This is a genomic window from Bacteroides sp., from assembly GCF_019417265.1.
Taxonomy (GTDB): Bacteria; Bacteroidota; Bacteroidia; order Bacteroidales; family Bacteroidaceae; genus Phocaeicola.
Genome location: NZ_DXVR01000113.1, coordinates 1 through 7346, shown reverse-complemented (window position 1 = coordinate 7346; position 7346 = coordinate 1). Strand labels below are relative to the sequence as shown.

The 7346-nt window shown below is 40.2% G+C and carries 6 protein-coding genes; 1 reads left to right on the top strand and 5 read right to left on the bottom strand.

The window, feature by feature from the left end:
* The first annotated feature begins 177 nt into the window (after nucleotides 1-177).
* On the top strand, nucleotides 178-1308 hold the full coding sequence (gene hemW, locus QZ379_RS11290; protein ID WP_291564652.1) for a radical SAM family heme chaperone HemW: 1131 nt from the start codon (nucleotides 178-180) through the stop codon (nucleotides 1306-1308).
* Between the two features lie 62 nt (nucleotides 1309-1370).
* On the opposite strand, the gene glmM is transcribed toward hemW, so the two are convergent.
* The 5 genes from glmM to rpe all read right to left on the bottom strand — a co-directional run bounded on the left by glmM (nucleotide 1371) and on the right by rpe (nucleotide 7266).
* Complete coding sequence (glmM, locus tag QZ379_RS11285; RefSeq protein ID WP_291564650.1) at nucleotides 1371-2759, bottom strand: phosphoglucosamine mutase; 1389 nt, start codon at nucleotides 2757-2759, stop codon at nucleotides 1371-1373.
* 7 nt (nucleotides 2760-2766) lie between these two features.
* Nucleotides 2767-3429 carry a DUF4827 domain-containing protein gene (locus QZ379_RS11280; protein ID WP_291564647.1) on the bottom strand — a complete coding sequence of 221 codons (663 nt, stop codon included), beginning with the start codon at nucleotides 3427-3429 and terminating at the stop codon, nucleotides 2767-2769.
* Nucleotides 3430-3529: 100 nt separating this feature from the next.
* Nucleotides 3530-4567 carry a DHH family phosphoesterase gene (locus QZ379_RS11275; protein WP_291564644.1) on the bottom strand — a complete coding sequence of 346 codons (1038 nt, stop codon included), beginning with the start codon at nucleotides 4565-4567 and terminating at the stop codon, nucleotides 3530-3532.
* Between the two features lie 50 nt (nucleotides 4568-4617).
* A complete protein-coding gene (locus QZ379_RS11270; protein ID WP_291564641.1) occupies nucleotides 4618-6549 on the bottom strand; it encodes a ComEC/Rec2 family competence protein in 1932 nt (643 codons plus the stop codon).
* A 63-nt stretch (nucleotides 6550-6612) separates the two neighbouring features.
* Nucleotides 6613-7266: a ribulose-phosphate 3-epimerase gene (gene rpe, locus QZ379_RS11265; protein WP_291564638.1), complete on the bottom strand. Its 654-nt coding sequence runs from the start codon at nucleotides 7264-7266 to the stop codon at nucleotides 6613-6615.
* Nucleotides 7267-7346: the final 80 nt, after the last annotated feature.

The following is a 7346-nucleotide window of genomic DNA, read 5'->3' as shown; positions in this document are numbered from 1 at the left end:
ATACAGATTATGTTTTTATATATACAAGTTATATTTATAAATACAAAGCTTATATTTACAGATTACGTTCTGTCTTTTACAAGAATATATACCTACAGATACCTCTTTTCTCTTAATCAATTATTTGAATCAGAAATTTAGTACCTTTGCAAAAGACATCAATCAAGACTGAGAAAAATGGCTGGAATATACATACATATACCGTTCTGCAAAAGAAGATGCATATACTGCGACTTCTTCTCTACTACGGCTTCCGAAAAGAAAAACGAATATATCAAGGCTCTGTGCAAGGAAATTGCCGGAAGAAAAAACTACTTGGACTGTGAAACTATAGATACTATTTATCTTGGTGGCGGAACACCGTCACAACTTGAAAAGAAAGACTTCGTAAATATATTCAATACTATATACGAAAACTATAAAGTAAATCCTGAAGCAGAAATAACAATAGAGGCAAATCCTGATGACCTGACAGACGAATATGTGGAAATGCTCTCTACCCTACCTTTCAACCGTCTGAGCATGGGAATACAGACCTTCAACGATGATATCCTGTCTCTTCTGAAAAGACGCCACAACGCACAGCAGGCAATAGAGGCTTTTGGCAGATGCAGAAATGCAGGATTTCGCAATATAAGCATCGACCTTATGTACGGTCTCCCCGGTGAAAGTATGGATACGTGGAATAAAGATCTTGACACTGCCATCTCACTGAAACCGGAACATATTTCGGCTTATCATCTGATATACGAAGAAGGAACCGTACTTTACAAACTGAGAGAAGAAAACAAAGTGAGCGAAGCCGACGAGGATTTGAGCAATTCACTGTTTGAAACACTCATCTCACGTCTGAAAGAAAACGGATATATGCATTATGAGATCTCAAATTTCTGCCGTCCCGGAATGCACTCACGACATAATTCAAGTTACTGGACAGGGATAAAATACCTTGGATGCGGTCCGTCAGCCCATTCATACGACGGACACTCACGGCAATGGAACATTTCGTCACTTGATAAATATATAGAAGGCATAAACAAAGGCTCGGAAATATCAGAAATAGAAGAACTGGACTTATATACCCACTACAACGATTTCGTAATTACATCAATCCGTACCGCATGGGGAATGCCACTGAATAAGCTAAAATCCGAATACGGAAACGTTCTTTACGACTATTGCCTGAAGATGGCTCGCCCACACATCAGCCAGGGAACACTTGAAATAAAGGATAATACCCTGAAACTGACTCAAAGCGGGATTTTCATATCAGACGGAATAATGAGTGACATGCTCTGGGTGGAATAAAAAATGCTCCCCCGATTTATCCATCAAGGGAGCATTTTCATATATTTGAATAATAACAATTATTATTTAGCCAGGCTATATACTATATCCATTATCTGCTTGCCAAGTTCATCGGCAGCCTCCATAGTAGAAGCTTCAGAGTAAACACGGATGATAGGCTCAGTATTACTCTTACGCAAGTGAACCCACTTGTCAGGGAAGTCAATCTTAACACCATCGATGTCGTTGATTTCCTCGTTCTTGTACATTTCCTTAACTTTTACAAGGATAGCATCAACATCTGTATCAGGAGTAAGGTCGATACGGTTCTTTGCAATGAAGTATTCAGGATATGTAGCACGGAGTTCAGTCACTTTCTTGCCTTCGTGTGCAAGGTGAGTAAGGAACAATGCTATACCTACGAGAGCATCGCGTCCGTAGTGTGATTCAGGATAGATAACTCCACCGTTACCTTCACCACCGATTACAGCGTTTGTAGTCTTCATCTTAGTCACTACGTTCACTTCACCTACTGCCGATGCATTGTATTCCATGCCATATTTGCGAGTAACATCGCGCAAAGCACGAGTTGAGCTAAGGTTTGAAACTGTATTACCAGGAGTGTGTTTCAATACATAGTCAGCAACAGTTACGAGTGTGTATTCCTCACCGTACATAGAACCATCTTCGCTGATGATAGCCAGACGGTCAACGTCAGGGTCAACTACGAAAGCAACATCGTTTCCACCCTTCTTCATAAGTCCCATTATGTCAGTAAGGTTCTTCTCAAGAGGTTCAGGGTTGTGCTGGAAATCACCTGTAGGGTCGCAGTAAAGCTTTTCTATATGCTGAACACCCAACTGTTCGAGCAACTGAGGAAGGATGATACCACCTACAGAGTTAACACAGTCGATAGCCACACGGAAGTTAGCCTTACGGATAGCCTCAACGTCAACAAGTTTCAAAGCCAATACGCTGTCGATGTGACGCTGATTGTATGTATTGTTTTCTGTATATTTACCGATATTGTCAATGTCAGCAAAAGTAAATTCTTCAGCTTCAGCAATACGCAATACCTCGTTACCTTCTGCTGCATTCAGGAATTCTCCGTGTTCGTTAAGAAGTTTCAGAGCGTTCCACTGTCTTGGATTATGACTTGCAGTAAGGATAATACCACCGCATGCACCTTCCATAGTAACAGCAAGTTCTGTAGTAGGAGTAGAAGCAAGACCGATATTAACAACATCGAATCCCATACCCATAAGAGTACCGCAAACTACGTTCTTTACCATTTCGCCGGAAATACGTGCATCGCGTCCTACAACAATCTTGTTGCTCTTCACAGTTGTAGTCTTACGAATCAGCGTAGCATAAGCTGATGTAAACTTCACAATGTCCAACGGATTAAGTCCTTCACCGGCCTGGCCACCTATAGTACCACGAATACCGGAAATTGATTTGATTAAAGTCATAGATATATTAATTTAGGTCATAAGTTATTTCATAATAACAAGGATATACATAACGCATAGCGAATGAAGACTTACCTTCGCTATGAGGTACAATTAATCTCACACGTGCAATCTTATCAGACGGAGGAGCTGAAATATATGATTTCATTTTCAGATAAGCAAACGGAACAAGCCATCCTGATGGAAACTCTGTATTTTTTTGGTAAAACTCATACATAGCACTTTGAGCCAAATCAGTAAATGATGCAGTGTAAGATCCGGACGAGCCGACAGTGAGCAAGAAATTCTCAGAATACGGCGAGTATCTGTTATGCGCCAAAGTATCTCCTGCAGTGAAACCCAACTCCTCAACATCCTTTATACAAACTTCAAGAAAGCGAGAGGATATATTATATCTTCCTTCTTTAAGGATTTCACCGTCTCCACGATACTGAATGTTCATATACACACCACTCTTGTCGAACAAAACGAACTCATTCTCCTTAGTAACCGTATCATTCTCTATAAATTCTTTTTCAGAGATAACCTTTATATCTTTTTCCAAGATAAACCTGTTGATGGCATCGGCCTCTTCTTCCTTCATTTCGGCATATGTCTTTCCGTTGTTACAACTCTGAAGACCGAAAGACAATGCATATACCAATACCGATAAATAGAATAGTTTCTTCATTATTTTAAAAATTTACAGGGCAAAATTAATAAAACTATTTTTATCCCCACACTTAATTAGTCGATGTAATAGTTAATTTTGTAGAAAAATACGCTATAAATCAGTTCTTAAGCAATAAATCCTCGTATTTCACGAGTGCCTGTTTAAACAATTCAATAGCCTCATCCATAGTGCCATAGAATTCTCCGCCGGATGCATTCAGGTGTCCGCCACCGTTGAAAAACTCTGTTGCAACCTTGTTGCAAGGGAAATTTCCAACCGAACGCAATGAAACTTTTATCATATTCTTCTCAGTATCTTCACGCAGGAAAACAGAGAAACATATACCTTTCATCTGAAGAGGAATGTTTACGAAACCTTCGGTATCTCCCTTCACATACTGGAATTTCTTCTGTTCGTCCTTGGTAAGCCATATCAGTGCCGAACGGAACTGATGGAATACTTCCATCTTATCATAAAGCACATAACCCATCAGGCGAAGACGCCCTTCGGAATATGTATTGAACACCTTACGGTAGATATCATCCTTGTCAATACCTTTTGAAAGGAGTTCACTTATGATGAAGTATATTTCACGGTCGTTAGAATTGTATGTAAATCCGCCTGTATCTGTCATCATTCCGGTGTAAATACACTGTGCACCTTCGTATGTAATATCGTCAAAACATCCAAGACGGCATATCAGTCGGAAAACAAGTTCAGATGTAGATGATATGTCAGGATGCGAAATTGTAACCTTACAGAATGGCTCAGGATTGAGATGATGGTCTATCATAACCTTGCGTGCCTGCGATTCAGCCACCGGTTTTGCCACGGCGTCAATTCTTGACAATGCATTGAAGTCAAGACAGCATATCACATCTGCCTCAGCTATAAGTTTGTCGGCAAACTCGGCATACTTGTCATATCTTATTATATCCTTTGCTCCCGGCATCCACTGCAGGAACTCCGGGAAAGCATTCGGAACTATCACATGCACGTTTTTCTCCATTCCTTGCAGGAAATGACATAGTCCCAACGATGAGCCGAGAGCGTCACCGTCAGGCGAAACATGTGTTACTATAACTATTTTGTCAGCCTTTTCGAAATAGGTTTCTACCTTGTCAATGTTCGCTTGTAAGATAATCTTTGACAGCATATTTGATTGTTTGTGTTAAATTGTTGGCAAATGTACTCTTTTTTTTCTATTTACAGAAGTATTCTAAAAGAAGCTTGAGCGGATTTTTCTGTGTATTTTATGTTCAGCTTCTCACATTCGTCTTTCAGAAACTCCCGATACCTTTCGCTCACGGTTTCATCTATAATCACATTCTTTATATCAAACAGTCCGGACAGCCCTGTAATACTACCACTGAAACCCTTGCTTATATATACATAGTCCAAAGTGGTAAGTTTTGTCTTTCCGGTAAGACGAATATCTTTCCAATATGGAGATTTCATTACCCCTATCCTGATTCCGTTTATCTCATGCAGTCCGTTTTCCGACGCAATGACTTCAAGCTCCCTGTTATTTCTTATATATAAATCGGAACGGGCAAAAAACAGCGATGGAACATCTTCTGTGCGGATTTTATAAACCTCAACCACTATTATCAGACAAGATACAAAAAGAATTCTTATAAGTCCGGCAGGGGTTTTCTTTTTGAGAAAGACATATAGCAGACATAAAAGGACAAAGGCAAACAGCACCTGAATCCAATTGAAATATAGTGAGGTTATCTGCGCTCCCTCCAGACTATGAACAAACTGCATTGAACCGTTAAGAATCTTTGTCACCGCCTCTAAAAGCCATATACACAAATCTCCCACCGCAGGAATAAATGAACAGACAAGAGAAGCTATCGTAAGCGACAGTATGCAAGAAGCCAAAACACCTACTACAAGATTTGCCATCAGGAAATATGTAGGGAAAGTACCGAAATAATATAGTATAAGAGGTAAGGTACCAAGCTGAGCTGCCAATGAAACAGACATTGCATTCCATATATAATGTACAAGCCTGTTACTGCTCTTTATCCATTCGGAAATGACCGGATAAAAAAGAATGATGGAAAGCACTGCCACGAACGACAACTGAAAACTTATATCGAAAAGATACATAGGATTGTAAAGCAGCATTATAAATGCGGTAAGCGACAGAGAAAAGAATCCGCAAAAACCGTTCTCCACCACTACAGAGGCTACAAGATAAAGCGTACACATAGTCACAGCCCTGACCACCGAAGGACTCAGCCCGGATATAAAAGCAAATATCCACAAAGCCACTGCAACAACTACAGACTGGATTGCCTTACCACCCTTCAGTTTCCTCAAAGGCCACAACAGAAAATAAAGGATACAAGACAAGATACCGACATGCAATCCTGACAAAGCCAGTACATGACTCGTCCCTGCCCCACTGTAAACAGCTTTCAGTTCCGGAGTGAGCTCGCTCTTGTCGCCTATTGTCAATGCAGAAACCACAGCCAATTCATCATCGTCCATATCCCAACTTCTGAACATTGCGGAAACTGCATCTCTACATCTTAAAGCCATATGCTTTAATGAATTAGGTTCTTCCACTTTGATACCTTTCCAATTACCGGAAAAAGCCAAAGCCGTACCCGATATTCCTTTATTGAAAAGATATCCGGCATAATCGACCCCCATAAACTCTATATCCGAAACAGGTCGGGAGATGGAAGAATGTAACACGATATTATCACCACATCGTGGAATATAGGATAATGAATCAGGAATAAAATATAACAGGATATTACGATTGACATAATGCCGTCCAATACTGTCTGAGGCAGATGGAATACAATATTCAACCTTCACTTCCGAACACAAAGTCTTGCCCTTCACTTCCGGAGTAGTCTCTACTACCCCGTAATAGCATAAAGACCTCTCATGCCACTCATATTCTATACTGTTTTTCTTCTGAACAATCAGCATTCCGCCAAGCAGAAAGAAACAAACAGAGGCCATAATTCCGAAAGAATAATTCAGAGTGAATTTTCTGAATTTAATCACTGCCGACAAAAGCAACGGCAAAACGGCACCACAAAGAACAATAAGTAAAGACCGTACAGATACGTCCGGCAGAAATCTGTCGAAGAAAAAAATTCCGGCTGCCATAAAAACTGTCAACCGGAATAATGGATAGCTCACCAAATAGGATTTTTTCTCCAATCTGAATAATTATAAGTTTTTCATTTTATGAATCATGTTTATCATATCCGGAGCCTTGAAAATGGCATTTCCTGCCACAAGTACATCTGCACCGGCATCAACAAGCTGTTTACCGGTTTCCAAATTGACACCGCCATCGACTTCTATCAGTGCGTTGGAACCGGTTTCTTCGATAAGTTTCTTCAACCGACGAACCTTGTTCAAAGTGTTTGGGATGAATTTCTGTCCGCCGAAACCAGGATTTACACTCATCAGAAGCACCATATCGAGGTCGGCAATGATATCACTCAATACAGCAACCGGAGTAGCCGGATTAAGTGTGACACCGGCTTTCATGCCGTTATCCTTAATCATTTGCACCACGCGATGCAGATGCGGACAAGTTTCATAGTGTACATTCATCATCATTGAGCCTAAAGCCTTTACTTCCTTTATAAACTTTTCAGGCTGTACAATCATAAGATGAACATCAAGAGGCTTGTTGCAAAGCTTGGCCACATATTCCAGTACCGGAAATCCGAATGAAATATTAGGAACGAACACACCGTCCATAATATCTATATGCAACCAGTCCGCTTCACTGCGGTTTATCTTGTCCAAATCATCTTTAAGACAACCGAAATCGGCCGACAGCAAAGATGGAGAAATCAAAACTTTATTCATTTCAGAACTGTTATAATATTAGTATAAGACCTTAATTCCGCAACATAATTGATAATTATTTTTATAAGTTCCTGAGCAAC

Bases quoted from the DNA above. Each gene is read 5' to 3' on its own strand.
- hemW (WP_291564652.1), top strand. From the start codon at position 178: ATGGCTGGAATATACATACATATACCGTTCTGCAAAAGAAGATGCATA.
- glmM (WP_291564650.1), bottom strand. From the start codon at position 2,759: ATGACTTTAATCAAATCAATTTCCGGTATTCGTGGTACTATAGGTGGC.
- QZ379_RS11280 (WP_291564647.1), bottom strand. From the start codon at position 3,429: ATGAAGAAACTATTCTATTTATCGGTATTGGTATATGCATTGTCTTTC.
- rpe (WP_291564638.1), bottom strand. From the start codon at position 7,266: ATGAATAAAGTTTTGATTTCTCCATCTTTGCTGTCGGCCGATTTCGGT.
- QZ379_RS11270 (WP_291564641.1), bottom strand. From the start codon at position 6,549: ATGGCAGCCGGAATTTTTTTCTTCGACAGATTTCTGCCGGACGTATCT.
- QZ379_RS11275 (WP_291564644.1), bottom strand. From the start codon at position 4,567: ATGCTGTCAAAGATTATCTTACAAGCGAACATTGACAAGGTAGAAACC.